At 72.3% G+C, this 12,194-nt stretch carries 11 protein-coding genes; 4 read left to right on the forward strand and 7 right to left on the reverse strand.

Features of this window, described 5'->3' with window-relative positions; translation table 11 throughout:
- Nucleotides 1-99 precede the first annotated feature (99 nt).
- Nucleotides 100-1,308 (reverse strand): D-mannonate dehydratase ManD, encoded by a 1,209-nt coding sequence (gene manD / locus SKED_RS01185; protein WP_012865280.1) that lies wholly within the window; start codon nucleotides 1,306-1,308, stop codon nucleotides 100-102.
- Nucleotides 1,309-1,445: 137 nt separating this feature from the next.
- Between manD and SKED_RS01190 the strand changes: the two genes are divergently transcribed.
- The 3 genes from SKED_RS01190 (at nucleotide 1,446) to SKED_RS01200 (ending at nucleotide 3,722) form a co-directional block, all read left to right on the forward strand.
- Nucleotides 1,446-2,159, forward strand: a complete 714-nt coding sequence (locus SKED_RS01190) for a GntR family transcriptional regulator (RefSeq protein WP_012865281.1) — start codon at nucleotides 1,446-1,448, stop codon at nucleotides 2,157-2,159.
- Between the two features lie 324 nt (nucleotides 2,160-2,483).
- Nucleotides 2,484-3,050 carry a manganese efflux pump MntP gene (locus SKED_RS01195; protein ID WP_012865282.1) on the forward strand — a complete coding sequence of 189 codons (567 nt, stop codon included), beginning with the start codon at nucleotides 2,484-2,486 and terminating at the stop codon, nucleotides 3,048-3,050.
- Nucleotides 3,051-3,212: 162 nt separating this feature from the next.
- The gene (locus SKED_RS01200; RefSeq protein ID WP_012865283.1) at nucleotides 3,213-3,722 is read left to right on the forward strand and encodes a mycothiol transferase; all 510 of its coding nucleotides are present in this window, start codon (nucleotides 3,213-3,215) and stop codon (nucleotides 3,720-3,722) included.
- A gap of 67 nt (nucleotides 3,723-3,789) precedes the next feature.
- Here SKED_RS01200 and SKED_RS01205 read toward each other — a convergent pair whose 3' ends face one another.
- The 6 genes from SKED_RS01205 to SKED_RS01230 all read right to left on the reverse strand — a co-directional run bounded on the left by SKED_RS01205 (nucleotide 3,790) and on the right by SKED_RS01230 (nucleotide 11,645).
- A complete protein-coding gene (locus SKED_RS01205; RefSeq protein WP_012865284.1) occupies nucleotides 3,790-4,581 on the reverse strand; it encodes a methyltransferase domain-containing protein in 792 nt (263 codons plus the stop codon).
- 85 nt (nucleotides 4,582-4,666) lie between these two features.
- Nucleotides 4,667-4,876, reverse strand: a complete 210-nt coding sequence (locus tag SKED_RS01210) for a hypothetical protein (protein WP_012865285.1) — start codon at nucleotides 4,874-4,876, stop codon at nucleotides 4,667-4,669.
- 200 nt (nucleotides 4,877-5,076) lie between these two features.
- Nucleotides 5,077-5,280 carry a cold-shock protein gene (locus SKED_RS01215; RefSeq protein WP_012865286.1) on the reverse strand — a complete coding sequence of 68 codons (204 nt, stop codon included), beginning with the start codon at nucleotides 5,278-5,280 and terminating at the stop codon, nucleotides 5,077-5,079.
- Between the two features lie 332 nt (nucleotides 5,281-5,612).
- Nucleotides 5,613-7,118, reverse strand: coding sequence for a carboxylesterase/lipase family protein (locus SKED_RS01220; protein ID WP_012865287.1), 1,506 nt, complete (start codon nucleotides 7,116-7,118; stop codon nucleotides 5,613-5,615).
- Nucleotides 7,119-7,514: 396 nt separating this feature from the next.
- Complete coding sequence (locus SKED_RS01225; RefSeq protein WP_042437666.1) at nucleotides 7,515-7,718, reverse strand: cold-shock protein; 204 nt, start codon at nucleotides 7,716-7,718, stop codon at nucleotides 7,515-7,517.
- A 174-nt stretch (nucleotides 7,719-7,892) separates the two neighbouring features.
- Nucleotides 7,893-11,645 carry a TM0106 family RecB-like putative nuclease gene (locus tag SKED_RS01230; protein WP_012865289.1) on the reverse strand — a complete coding sequence of 1,251 codons (3,753 nt, stop codon included), beginning with the start codon at nucleotides 11,643-11,645 and terminating at the stop codon, nucleotides 7,893-7,895.
- A 108-nt stretch (nucleotides 11,646-11,753) separates the two neighbouring features.
- Here SKED_RS01230 and SKED_RS01235 point away from each other — a divergent pair, with 108 nt between their 5' ends.
- Nucleotides 11,754-12,173, forward strand: a complete 420-nt coding sequence (locus tag SKED_RS01235; protein ID WP_012865290.1) for a hypothetical protein — start codon at nucleotides 11,754-11,756, stop codon at nucleotides 12,171-12,173.
- Nucleotides 12,174-12,194 lie beyond the last annotated feature (21 nt).

Raw genomic sequence — 12,194 nt, forward strand, 5'->3', positions numbered from 1 at the left:
GCGCAGGGGGTCCGCGTCGGCGCGCGGGGAGGGGGCGGGTCGGCGTCGACCCGGTGCCGAGGGGTTCAGCAGGTGGTGCGGCGGGTGACCCCGCGGTGGTCACCAGTCGTGGACGGAGCCGTCGAGGCGGCGGGCCACGGGGAGGTAGCGGGGGTCGTAGGGGTAGCGGGCGGCGGCCTTCTCGTCGTACTCGACGCCGAGGCCGGGTGCCTCGCCCGGGTTGAGCATGCCGTCGGCGAGGGTGACGCCGCTGCGGAACACCTCCATGGTCTCGGGGGCGTGCTCCATGTACTCCTGGATGCCGAAGTTGGGCACCGTGAGGTCGAGGTGGACCGCCGCGGCGAGCGTGACGGGCGACAGGTCGGTCGCGCCGTGCGACCCGGTGCGCACCTGGTAGAGCGCGGCGAGGTCGAAGATGCGCCGCAGGTGGCTGATGCCGCCGGCGTGCACCACGGTGGTCCGGACGTAGTCGACGAGCTGGTTGGTGATGAGGTCCTTGACGTCCCAGATGCTGTTGAGCACCTCGCCGACCGCGATGGGGGTCGTGGTGTGCTGGCGGATGAGCCGGAACGCGTCCTGGTTCTCGGCCGGGGTCGGGTCCTCCATCCAGAACAGCCGGACGGCCTCGACGCTCTTGCCGAAGGCCGCGGCCTCGATGGGGGTGAGGCGGTGGTGGACGTCGTGCAGCAGGTGGAGCTCGGGGCCCGCGTGGTCGCGGACGGCCTCGAGGTACGTGGGGGCGAAGCGCAGGTAGGCCTCGGTCGACCACGGCTGCTCGTCGGGGAGCGACGTCGCGGCGGGCTCGTAGATGGCGCCCTTGCGGACGCCGTAGGAGCCGCCGACCCCGGGCACGGCGGCCTGGGCGCGGATCGCCTTGTACCCGAGCTCCTGGAATCGGGTGACGTCGTCGAGCAGCTCGGCGGTGTCGCGGCCGCTCGCGTGGCTGTAGACCATGACGCCGTCGCGGGAGCGCCCGCCGAGCAGCTGGTACACGGGCAGGCCGGCGACCTTGCCCTTGATGTCCCAGAGGGCGGTGTCGACCGCGGAGATCGCGGTCATGGTGACCGGGCCGCGGCGCCAGTACGCACCGCGGTAGAGGTACTGCCACATGTCGTCGATGCGCGCGGGGTCGCGCCCGACCAGCAGCGGGACGAGGTGGTCCTGGAGGTAGCTGGCGACGGAGAGCTCGCGGCCGTTGAGGGTGGCGTCCCCGATGCCGGTGACCCCGTCGGAGGTGGTGATGCGCAGGGTGACGAAGTTGCGCCCGGGTCCTGCGACGAAGACCTCTGCGCGTTCGATGGTGCTCATGGTGTGTCTCTCCTGGGACGGCGTCATCGGCGTCAGCACCGCGGGAAGTCTGCGATACATCTCTTGTATGTAAGACCATGCATACGAGTGTCGTCAAGTCCCAGATGTCGACCAGCGCTGTTCACTACGATGGAGGCATGCCCGCCGCACACGCTCGTCCCTCCAGCCGCAGAGCCGTCTACGACGAGCTGCGCCGGCGCATCGTCACGCTCGACCTCGCGCCCGGCGAGACCCTCTCCGAGAACGAGCTCTCGGCGGCCCTCGGCGTCTCGCGCACCCCCGTCCGCGAGAGCCTCATCCTGCTCCAGCAGGAAGGCCTCGTGCAGGTGTTCCCCAAGGTGGGGACCTTCGTGTCACGCGTCGACCCCGCCCGCGTCGCCGACGCCCAGTTCCTCCGCGAGGCCGTCGAGGTCGCGTCCCTCGACGACCTCCCCGACGACCTCGACCCCGAGGTCGTCGAGCGCATGCAGCGCAACCTCCGCGAGCAGCAGGAGGCGGGTGGCGACATGGAGCGGTTCTTCGAGCTCGACGAGGCCTTCCACCACGACCTCCTGCACCTCGCCGGGCACCAGCGCACCTGGCCGACCGTCTCCGCCGCCAAGGGGCACCTCGACAGGGCCCGCCACCTCGGGCTCCAGGAGAAGGCCACCACCCAGGGGTTCCTCGACGAGCACCGCGGGATCCTCGACGCCGTCCTCGACGGCCGCCGCGACCACGCCCGCGCCCTCCTGCAGGAGCACCTGCGCGGGGTGTTCGCCGACATCGAGAGCGTCCGCCGTCACTCGCCCGAGCTCTTCGCGTCCTCCACGGGCGTCGCGCCGAGGCGCAAGAACGTCGCCGTCTGGGGCTGACCAGGCTGACCGCCAGGTCGGGAGACCGGGCCAGGCCAGCTCGGCAGGTGACCCCGGGGTGCTGTTTCCGGCCGTCCGAACTCTTGGATGCGCATTCCGCGCGGCATTCTCCGGGGGTGTCCGACGGTGCATTCTTCGGAGATCAGCCTCACATCCGGTGGGCATTCTTGGGCGCCTGACCGGGCGGTAAGGTCGATCTCAGACCTCCTCTCCACCCCCGGAATCCCTCGCGCCGACGCCGTCATGCTGCGCCTCCCGCCACCTCGTGGCAGGTCGAGCCGCAGTCTGACGCTGCGCGCGACCCCACGAAAGGCCGAACGTCCCGTGAGCTTCTGGCCGCTCTTCCTCATCGCCCTCGGCGTCTCCGCAGACGCCTTTGCCGTGGCCCTCGGAAAAGGGCTCCACATGAAGTCCTTCAACCTCCGGCACGCCGTCGTCATCGCCCTGACCTTCGGCGGGTTCCAGGCAGTCATGCCGTTCCTCGGCTGGCTGCTCGGGACACGCTTCGCCGACTACGTCCAGAGCGTCGACCACTGGGTGGCCTTCGGGCTGCTGGCCGTCATCGGGGCCAAGATGCTCTGGGAGGCCGTCAGGCCCGGTGAGGACCACGAGGTCGACACCGACACCCTCGACCTCCGCGAGCTCGGCGTCCTCGCGGTCGCCACGAGCGTCGACGCGCTCGCCGTCGGCATCAGCCTCGCGTTCCTCGACGTGTCGATCGGCGGGGCCGTCACGCTCATCGGGGTGACGACAGCCGCCCTCGCCTTCGTCGGGGTCGTCCTCGGGCGTCGGATGGGGGCACGGTTCGGGCGTCCCGCCGAGGTCTTCGGCGGGCTCGTCCTCATCGGCATCGGCACCAAGATCCTGCTCGAGCACACCGGGGTGCTCTGACGCGACAGGTGCCCTGACGCGACAGGGGCCGCGTCACGAGGGTGGTCGGCCGCAGGCGCCGGGGTGCTCCGGCGGCAGCGCTGTGCGAGGGTGAAGAGGACAGCGCGAGCTGCGGCCCGAGCCGGCCGCGGCGCGCCGACCTCGACCCTCGGAGGACACCCCATGACTGCTCTCGACGTGCTGACCGAAGGATTCGCGCGGGTCCGCGACGGCGTGCGCGAGGCCGCCGCCGATCTCGCCCCGGAGCAGCTCGAGGCCCGCCCCGACGAGGACGCCAACTCGATCGGTTGGCTGCTGTGGCACACGTCCCGCGTCCAGGACGCGCAGATGGCAGCGCTGGCCGGGTCGGACGAGGTGTGGCTCGCCGACGGGTGGGTGGACCGGTTCGGGCTGGCCCTCGACCGAGAGGACACCGGGTTCGGCCACGACCACGACCAGGTCGCGGCGGTGCGCGGCATCACCGCCGAGCAGCTGACGGCGTACCAGGACGCGACCTTCGAGCGGACGCGGCAGATCCTCGCTGGCATGACCGACGCGGACCTGGGTCGCGTGATCGACGAGTCCTACGACCCTCCGGTGACCGTCGGCGTGCGGGTGCTGAGCATCCTGGCCGACGACCTCGAGCACGTGGGCCAGGCCGCGTACGTCCGGGGGATCATCGAGCGAGGCTGACGGCTGCGGCCGGGCTCGTGAGGCGGCGGACCGCGGTCGACGCGCTGCTGCTGGGCGAGGCGCCCGTTCAGCGGCGGCGGGCGACCATGATCAGCTCGGAGGTCTGCGGGCCGACGGGGGACCGGTCCCAGTCGCCGTAGGTCCAGGCGACGTCGAAGCCGGCCGCGTCGAGCGAGGCCTCGACCTCCGACCGGCTGCGGAAGCGGAGCGTGCTCGTGCTGACCCGGTCGACGCCGTCCTCGAGCACGGTGTGGCCGTCGAACGTCACCAGTCCGTCGTGGACCGCGGTCACCTCCACCCACCCGGTGCTGACGGTGCCGTCGGGGTCCGTGCTGCGCTCACGGGTGAGCTCGGGTGTCCACCGGGTCCACGTGCGCCGCTCCGGGTCGCGCGTCTCGAAGGCCAGGTGACCGCCGGACGCGAGCAGCGCGGCGGCGGTCGCCAGCACCTGTGACCAGTCGTCGTCGGTGAGGAACACCTGGGCGACGTGCCCGGTCATGAGCACGAGGTCGGCGGAGCCCGGGCCGAGGTGGTCGAGGGCTGCGTCGGCGGTGCCCTCGAGCCAGGTGACCTGCTGCCCACCGGTGCGAGAGCGGGCGACGTCGAGCATGGCCGCTGCCGGGTCGACGCCGACGACGGTGCGGTCCGACGAGGTCGGCTCGGAACCCGGAGCCGCGTCCCGGCTGGCGTCGACCAGCTCGGCGGCGAGCACGCCTGTCCCGCACCCGACGTCGACGACGGTGCGTGCCTGGAGCTCGTCGGCGAGGGCGACGTAGAAGTCGGTGTCATCGCGCCCGGAGTTCTCCGCGTCGTAGCGGGAGACCAGCGTCGGGTCGGTGTAGTGCGCGTCGAGCCTCATCGTGGCGATGCTACCTGTGGCTCGGATTCGTTCCGCCGCACAGCCGGCGTCGTTGACGACCGTGCGACGAGCGTGGGGGTGGTGGTCAGGCGGTCGCGCTGCTCGAGCGGCGCGCGGCAGCCGAGGCCTTGCGGCGGGGCAGGGCGCTGGGCGAGGGCAGGATCAGCTGGCCCGGCGGCACGAGGGCAGCCGGGGTCCTCAGCTCGGCGAGTCGCAGCCCGGCGAAGCCGGCGCGCGCGAGCGAGACGAGCGACGTCGGTGCCGCCTCGGTGGTGGAGAGTGTCTGCCTGATCACACTGCGACAGTAGGGCGAGCCGCCGACCCCTTCAACGGCTGGAGGGGTATCACGCATGGGTACTTCTACCCATGACAGGTGACGAACGGCCGATCTCTGCGATTCACGGGTGACATCTGCACATCACGAGCGGACGGCGAAGGACCCCCGCCGTCTCGGCGAGGGCCCTTCGTCAGATGTCTAGATCACCGCGGGGGAGATCAGAGCGGGCGGATGTTCTCCGCCTGGGGGCCCTTGGGGCCCTGGGTGATGTCGAACTCGACCTTCTGGTTCTCGTCGAGCGAACGGTAACCCGAACTCTGGATCGCAGAGTAGTGGGCGAACACGTCAGCGCTGCCGTCCTCCGGTGCGATGAAGCCGAAGCCCTTTTCTGCGTTGAACCACTTCACGGTCCCAACTGCCATCTTGATACTCCTTCAAGAGTTTGCTCGGACGACCTCCCCTGTGGAGGCCGCTCGTCACGGTGTTCGTCGTCCACTCCTGAAGACCAAGAACTACCCCGACTCGCGTCGGTGCAGGTAAGACGTGCGAGGCACTGCAACTTCGCGGCCTACTTTAGCCATACGACACGCGTCGGTGCTAGGCCTGTGGAGAAATTGTGCGTCCCCGTCAACCGGGGGCGCTAGCACACCTCAGGGGCGCACCGAGCCACGGAGGGCGCGATGGAGTGGTCCGAGGGCTGTCTACGCAGGTCAGAGACGCGCGACCTGAGTAGTGAGCCGGCTCGGTACGTGCGTCAGCGGTACCGTGCGACGCCCTCCCACGCCCGACGCCGCTCGCGGCCCGGGTCGCTGATGACGCGGTCGTGCGCCGCGAAGATCTTGGTCGGACGGTCGTCGGCGTCGTACGCGGGCCATCCGGCGTCCCCCGAACGGGCGAAGGTCAACCAGTGGTCCTGCATGCGCTCGCTGAGCGCGGCGAGCTCGTCCGACCCGCCGAGGAGCGTGGCGGCGCGGGCTCGGGAGGAGTCGAGGGAGCCGAGCACGGCGAGCATGTCGGTCCCGTGCGAGGCGCCCTGCCCCTGGAGGTTGAGGATCGGCGTCGTGAAGTCGTAGCGGTACACGAACGTGGGTGACGTGCGGCTGTGGTGCTGCGCGGCCTGGACGGCCGGGACCCAGAACGTCGCGTCGCCGACCAGCTGGGCACGGGCCCGGTGGCTCGGGTAGCCGGGGTACGCCGACAGGACGGTGAGCTGCGCGCCGGGGTCGGTGATCTCGAACATGAGGTTGATGGCCTCGGAGCCGGTCGGCAGCAGCGACCCGTGCGCACCGAAGGCCGCGCCCTCGTGCTTCGTGGACCCGACGAGCAGCGGGACCTGGTGCGCGCGCCCCGCGGCGAAGGCGTCGGTCGGGTGCTCGGGCAGGAAGTCGCCGTCGACCACCGGGCTCATGCACAGCGCACCGGGCGCCTCGCGGTGGCTCAGCGCGGTGAGCCGCGCGCCGGCGGAGACCAGCTCGGCCGGAGGTGCGGAGAGCAGCGCGTCGACGGCGAGGCTCTCGGTGGTCTGCAGCCAGGTGATGAGGTCGCGGGCCCACCCGGCTGCCCGCTCCTGCCCGTAGGCGGCGCCGAGCGCGGGGCTCTGCGCGATCGCACGGTGGAACAGGCCAGCGGCCGAGGGGATGCACATCAGCGTCGTGACGGAGGTCCCGCCGGCGGACTGCCCGGCGATCGTCACGTTGTCGGGGTCGCCGCCGAAGGCCGCGATGTTCTGCTGGACCCACTCGAGCGCGGCGACCTGGTCGCGCAGCCCGAGGTTCGACTCGAAGGTCCGGGTGGGGGTCGAGAACTCGCTGAAGTCCAGGAAGCCGAGCGCGCCGAGCCGGTAGGTGACGGTCACGACCAGCACGTCGCCGCGCTCGACGAGGACGTCGCCCGCGTAGGCCGGGGCGGAGGCGGAGCCGTGGGAGAACGCGCCGCCGTGGAACCACACGATCACCGGGCGCGGGGTCTCGGAGGTGGTGGCCGGGGCGAGCACGTTGAGCGTGAGGCAGTCCTCGGACTGCTCGGTGTCGGGGCCCGCGCCGGTGTACGCCTGGGTGACCCGCTGCGGGGCGACCGGTCCGTGGTGCATGGCGTTGCGGACGCCGGTCCACTGCTGCGCGGGCTGAGGTGCCCGGAAGCGCAGGTTCCCGACTGGTGGCGCGGCGTAGGGGATGGCGCGGAAGGCGCGCAGCCCGGCGGGCGTGGTGGTGCCGCGGACCGTCCCGTGGCTGGTCTCGACCTGGGTCGCGGGGGTGGACACGGGCGGCTCCTTGCTGTGCTCGCGGACCCGCTGGTCAGCGGGTGGCTCTCTCCTCACGAGGCTAACCGGTCGAGGCCTGGTCCCGCTGGGTGCGAGCGCCCGGACGTGGGGTGATCCGGTGCAGACCGCGAGGTCGCACGCAGGCCGCCGAGATCGCACACGCGCCGCCGAGGTCGCCTGGACGCGCCAGGTGACGGTGCCGGGACGCGGGTTCTGGCGTGTCGGTGCGACATCGCTGTCGGTGGTGCGACCTCGGTGGAGGACGGCGGTAGTGGTGGGGAGAGGGGTGTCTGGTCCCGGACGCACGAGTGCCCCGGGTCCAGATGGACCCGGGGCACTCGTGGAAGATTCAGGCAGCGACGCTCAGCCGAGGGCCGAGGTCAGCAGATCCGTGAATCAGAGGGGGCGGATGTTCTCAGCCTGGGGGCCCTTGGGACCCTGGGTGACGTCGAACTCGACCTTCTGGTTCTCGTCGAGCGAGCGGTAGCCGGACGAGGCGATCGCGGAGTAGTGCGCGAACACGTCGGCGGAGCCGTCCTCGGGTGCGATGAAGCCGAAGCCCTTTTCAGCGTTGAACCACTTCACAGTTCCAACAGTCATATCGATACTCCTTCAGAGTTGTCGGACGCCCTCCCGAGTGGAGGACGCTCGTCACGGTGTTCCGTCGTCAACTCTTGAAAGAACAAGATCCGCGAGGCATGTGGCCCGGTGCGGCAAAGACATGAGAGGCACTGCAACTTCAAGATGCACACTACAGGGCCGAGGGGCTCGTGGCTAGGCCCTCGGGTCGACCAGATCTGCTGACCCCTCCGCGGACGCGCACAGCCCGATGAACGCACCGAGCTCGCACAGGGCCTCCGGCGTGGTCGGCACGTAGTCGGTGAGCGCGGGCGACCGCACCACCACAGCGGCCCACTGACCGCGGGACACCGCCACGTTGACGCGGTTGCGCGACAGCAGGAACCCCATGCCGCGCGGCACCTCCTCGACCGACGACGCCGCCATGGTCACCAGGACCACGGCCGCCTCCTGGCCCTGGAACTTGTCGACCGTCCCGACCTTGACCCCCTCGACCCCGGCGTCGCGCAGGTGCTTCTCGACGAGGGCGCGCTGGGCGTTGTAGGCCGCGACCACCAGCAGGTCGGACGGGGCGAGGGGACGTCCGCGCTCGCCGTCGTGCCACGTGCGCCCCAGCAGAGACTGCACCTGCTCGACGACGACGGCCGCCTCCTCCTCCGAGGACACGGCGTTGCCGCGGTGCGGCACGCTCACCACGTGCACGCCGGGCGCGAGCCCTTCGAGGTGGCGCGCCGTCGTGGCGTCCTCCTCGGAGCGCAGCCGCCCCTCGTAGCTCAGGCGCGACACCGGCGCGCAGAGGTCCGGGTGCATGCGCCACGTGCGCTCGAGGAAGTACCCGAGCTCGGGCGGCAGGGCGTCGTGACCGTCCGCGACCCACCCGAGCGCCGACCCGTCGACCGGCTCGGGGTGCGTGCCCTGGCTCACCTGCGGCAGCTGCTGCGGGTCGCCGAGCAGCAGCAGGTTCTCCGCGGCAGCCGACACCGCGACGGTGTTGGCCAGGGAGAACTGCCCGGCCTCGTCGACCACGAGCAGGTCGAGGGAGCGGCGCCCGATCTTGTTCGCGTTGGCGAAGTCCCAGGCGGTCCCGCCGATCACGCACCCGTGGTCCTTGTGCTCACCGAGGAACTTGCCCTGCTTCTTGTCGCCGATCGCGGTCCACGCGTGGTCGGACGGGTCGCCCTGCGGCTTCTTGCCGACCCGGTAGGCGGGCACGCCGGCCTCGACGACCTTGTCGAGCAGGTGCTCGACCACGGCGTGCGAGGGTGCGACGACGCCCACGTGCCAGCCGCTGCGCACCAGCCGCTCGATGACGCGTGCCGCCACGTAGGTCTTGCCGGTGCCGGGAGGTCCCTGGACGGCCAGGTACGAGCGGTCGAGCCGCCGGACCGCGTCCGTGATCGCGGAGATGTAGGCGCCCTTGCCGGAGCCGACCGGCGGCAGGCCGAGGGCTGCCCCGTCGACGTCGCCCGAGACCTCGGCGCGGTCGTCGGCCTTGAGCTGCGGGGGGAGCCGGCGCAGGACGTCGAGCGCAGGCTGCGCCGGGAACGACCCCGCGCCGCCGTCGAGCGACCGGACGGCGTGTTCGGCGACCTCGCGCAGCGCGCCCTCCACGAGCCCCGTCGGGACAGGGCTGCCGGGTCCGACGCCCATCGGGACCTCGGTGTAGGGCTCGAGGCCCTTCTTGAGGACCTCCTCGACCACGACCACGTCGCGTCCCGCGTCGTCGGTCTCGACCGACACCACGGTCGAGGTCCCGCTCACCTGGCGGACCCCGCCGAGCGGGGGCACGAGCCCCTCGGGGAGCGGAGCCTCGTAGATGCACCACACGCCGCTGCCCGCACCGAGCGAGCTGCCCGTCGCGAGCTCGCCGACGAGCCGCAGCTCACGGCGCAGCGAGCGCTGCGAGCCCTCCTTGAACCAGTCGCGCAGGACGGTGACCTCGTCGGCGACGAGCACGTCGCGGCTCGACGCCCACTCGTCCGAGGGTGCGGTGAGCCGGTCGAAGTGCGCCCACCAGAACGGCTTGTCCTCGCGGCGGTGGTACCCGAGGGCGGCCGCGAGCAGCAGCAGGGCCTGGTCGTCCGGGCGTCGGTCCGCCGGCGCGAGGTCGCGGGCGTCGCCGACGATCGCGTGCAGGGCGTCGACGAGCGGGTCGGTCGGCTCGTCGGGCTCAGCCGGGTCGTGGTCTGGAGCAGCAGCGTCGACGAGGGCGTCCGGGTCGGCTGGGTCCTCGGCGCCGCGCAGGCGCAGGCCGTGCTCGGTCGCGAGCCCGCGCAGCCAGTCGCGGAGCCGCAGCGTCGAGACGCAGTCGTAGCGGTTGTAGCCCGCGATGAGGTCGAGCGCCGCGGCGGCCTCGTCGGAGCGGCCCTCGTCGCGCGCCGCGCAGGCCGCGGCGTACTGCGCGATCGAGTCGGCCGCGTTGTCGAGGTCGTCGTCGCGCAGCTCGTCGCCCATGTACAGCGGCTCGAGCTTCTTGAGCGAGTACGACGGCTGCGAGACCCGCACGCTCTGCCGGACCGTCGCGTGGAGGTCCACGAGGACGCCCTGGCGCAGCAGGTCGTCGAGCTGCTCCTCGCCCACCCCGTGGCGGCCCACGAGGCGCCCGAGGGCCGTCTTCTCGTACGGCGCGTAGTGGTAGACGTGCATGCCGGGGAACTGCGCCCGACGGTCGCGCAGGTAGGCGAAGAAGTCGACGAGCGCCTGCTTCTCCTGGGCGCGGTCGTGCGCCCAGAAGGCCCGGAACACCGGCTCGTCACCGGGGGACACGGGCGCCTCGACGACGCCGAAGAGGTACTCCAGCCCCCAGTCGGTCGAGCCCGGGGCGGTCCACAGCGGGTCGCCCTCGAAGTCGAAGAACACGTCGCCCGGGTCGGGTGCGTGCAGCGCCTCGAGGGCCTCGCGCGCGACCAGCTCGGCGCGGACGTCGGGGCGGCCGTCGGGCAGCGGCGGGCGGGCGTCCTGGGCCACCTGCATGGCGGCCTGCGTCCGCAGGTCCGTGAGGATCCGCTGCGGGACCCCGTCGACGGGGCCGGTGCTCGACGCGAGCGCGTCGATCGTCGTGATCCCCGCCGCACGCAGGCGGGTACGCTGCGTGGTCCGCATGCCGGCCACGAGCAGCAGGTCCCGCTCGGCCACCACGTGGCGCGAGCACGCCGGGCAACGCCCGCAGGCGGAGAAGCGCTCGTCGCCCCAGGCGACCGGGCCCTCGTCGGCCAGGTGCGCGTCGACCACGCGCTCGAGGCGGGCGCGGCGCTCGCGGTAGACCGGGAGCACGTCGGCCAGCGGGTGCTCCGACACGGAGCCGTCGCCGTGCACGAGCCGCAGGGACGGCGCGACGTCGAGCCCGGCGCGCACCAGCTGGTCTGCGTAGGCGGCCAGCTGGAGCAGGGCGGTGACCTTCGCGTGCCGCGCGAGCTTGGTGTCGACGACGGTGACGAGCGGGGTGCTGGGCGGGGTGCCGTGCTCGGTGCCGTCCGGGACGTCGGCCGCGGCGGAGGGTGCCTCCGCGCCGAGCCGCGCGTCGTCGACGAGGAAGTCGGGGCGGCCGAGGAACCGGCCGTCGAAGAGCACGCCCTGGTAGACGAGGGCAGCCCCGTCGCGGAGCGCGGCGACGGTGCGGTCGTGCGCCGCGCGCAGGTCGTCGAGGGTCGACCAGTCCTGCCCGGCGAAGGACACGTAGCCCGGGACGGCCGACGCGGTGAAGGCGAAGTCCTCGGAGCCCTCGGCACGGGCTGCCGATGCCGCCAGCCGCTCGAGGTACCCGCTGAGGACGCGGTCCTCGTGCTCGAGGCCGAGCCCCGTCGTCCGCTCGAGCATCGCGTCGGCCGTGACCGTCCGCGGCGAGCGCCCGAGGCGCTCGTCCATGTCGGTCAGCAGCGCCAGCTCGCACTCGGCGGCGACCGCCAGGTCGGTCGCGCTGCTGATGAGGACGTCGTCACGCAAGAACACAGAGGGCCTTTCCGCCGGGCAGGGATGCCTGCCCCGAAACCTACCCCGCGACGCTGACGCCCCCACGCAGACGCCGACGCCACAGCGCAGCAGACCTACGATGGCCGCATGCTGTCCATGCGCAGGCCCCCGCGGCCCACGACCCCGGTCGTCCCGTCCCGCACGGTCGCGCGCGGGCTCGGGCTGGTCGCCGCGGGCGGAGGTCTCGGGGCCGTCGTCGGGATGGTCCTCGCCGTCGTCGACGGGAGCAGCGGGTTCTCAGCCTGGGGCGCGCTGCTCGGAGGGGCGACGGGGCTGCTCGTCGGGGCAACGAGCGTGCTCGCCGCGGCGACCGTCCTGGTCCTCGCGCCGACCCGGAGACCTGCCCGGTCCGCCGGGGTCGCGCTCGCGGCCTCGGTGGTCGGCGCGCTCACCGCAGCGGTCGTGCTCTCGGGCCTGACCGCGACCTCCCGGGGTGCGCTGACGGCAGGGGTCTTCGTCGCGGTCCTCGCGGGGGCGTCAGCCCTCGTGCGCCGCTACGCGCTGTAGCGCCGCTCCGCGTACCCGCCC

It is taken from the genome of Sanguibacter keddieii DSM 10542, from assembly GCF_000024925.1.
Taxonomy (GTDB): Bacteria; Actinomycetota; Actinomycetes; order Actinomycetales; family Cellulomonadaceae; genus Sanguibacter; species Sanguibacter keddieii.